The sequence below is a fragment of the Agromyces binzhouensis genome (assembly GCF_004135055.1).
Lineage (GTDB): Bacteria > Actinomycetota > Actinomycetes > Actinomycetales > Microbacteriaceae > Agromyces > Agromyces binzhouensis.
In genome coordinates, this window is sequence record NZ_SDPL01000578.1 from 1 (window position 1) to 1488 (window position 1488).

Sequence of the window (1488 nt, forward strand, 5' to 3'; positions counted from 1 at the left end):
GACCCGCATGGCTCACGCCGGTCGGGACGGCCCCGGCGTCACGCGCCGATGGTCACCACCGGCCGGGACGCCCAGTCGCGCACCAGGTCGTCGCGCACCGTCACGCCCGTGCCCGCGGCATCCGGCACGCGCATCTGCCCGCGGTGCTCGCCCGCGCCGAGCACGAACGGCTCGGTGAGGTCCTCCGCGAAGTAGCGACCCGACGCCGACGTGTCGCCCGGCAGGACGAAGCCCGGAAGGGCCGCGATCGCGACGTTGGCGGCCCGACCGACGCCCGTCTCGAGCATGCCCCCGCACCACACCGGCACCTCGCGCGCCCGGCACGCGTCGTGCACCCGCAGCGCCTCGAGGAACCCGCCCATGCGACCGGGCTTGATGTTCACGATGCTCGTCGCGCCGCGCTCGATCGCGTCGACCGCGGTCGTGACGTCGAGGATCGACTCGTCGAGGCACACGGGGGTCGCGGCCGCTTCCGCGAGGCGCACGTGCGTCGCGAGGTCCTCCTCGGCGAACGGCTGCTCGATGAGCAGCAGGTCGAACGGGTCGAGGCTCGCGAGCAGGGGGATGTCGTCGGCCGTGTAGGCGGTGTTCGCATCGACCTGGAGCATCGCGTCTCGACCGATGAGCTCCCGCACCGCGGCGACCGGCACGAGGTCCCAGCCGGGCTTGATCTTCAGCTTGATGCGACGGTAGCCCGCCTCGAGGTAGCCGGTCACCTCGTCGAGCAGTTCCTCGAGGGTGGGCGCGATGCCCACCGAGACGCCGCAGTCGACCCAGTCGCGCACCGCGCCGAAGCACTCCCCCATCGAGCGGCCCTGGGCGCGGAGCTCGGCATCGAGGACGGCGGCCTCGAGGGCGCCCTTCGCCATGCGGTGCCCCGCGACGAACGACAGGGCCGGGGCGACGGATGCCGCGAGCGGCACGCTCGCGATCGACGCCGCCGCACCGCCCTGCACGCCGTTCCCGGAGGCACCGCCCTGCTCGCGATCGTCGACCCAGATGCCGGTCGCGTGCGCGGGGTCCTCGATGAGCACCCCGCTCACGTGCCCGTCGTCGACGACCCGCGGCACGGGCGCACGCAGCAGTGCCGGCGCGAGGTAGTGCTCGATGACGGATGCCGCGCCGTCGACGTACTCGCCCGAGTAGAACGGGTCCCGACCTGCGACGCACTCCCCCCAGCCGTCACCCCGATCGGTGCGCACGTGCACCAGCAGCACCTCGCGAGCCGTCTCGCGGCCGAACGAGGTCTCGAACGGGCGGACGAGCGGCACCTCCAGGCGGTGCAGTTCGATCGCCTCGATGCGTGGCGGGGTGTCGGTCGGGGTCGGGGCGTCGGTGCGTGCGTCGTCGGTCATCGATCCTCCATCGGGTCGTCGTGCACGGCGCCTCGGCGCTGCGCCGATCGCCCACCACGACGGTAGCGCGCCGCGGGCCCGGCGTGGCGGGACCTCCGGTCCGGCGACAGAGCGGCCGAGCGGTCGGCGGCCG

At 74.0% G+C, this 1488-nt stretch carries 1 protein-coding gene; it reads right to left on the reverse strand.

The genetic code is table 11. The features are described from left to right. Positions 1–38 precede the first annotated feature (38 nt). Positions 39–1355 carry an o-succinylbenzoate synthase gene (menC, locus tag ESO86_RS19995; protein WP_242492433.1) on the reverse strand — a complete coding sequence of 439 codons (1317 nt, stop codon included), beginning with the start codon at positions 1353–1355 and terminating at the stop codon, positions 39–41. Positions 1356–1488 lie beyond the last annotated feature (133 nt).

Coding starts and splice junctions, on each gene's coding strand:
- menC (WP_242492433.1), bottom strand. CDS start 1,355: ATGACCGACGACGCACGCACCGACGCCCCGACCCCGACCGACACCCCG.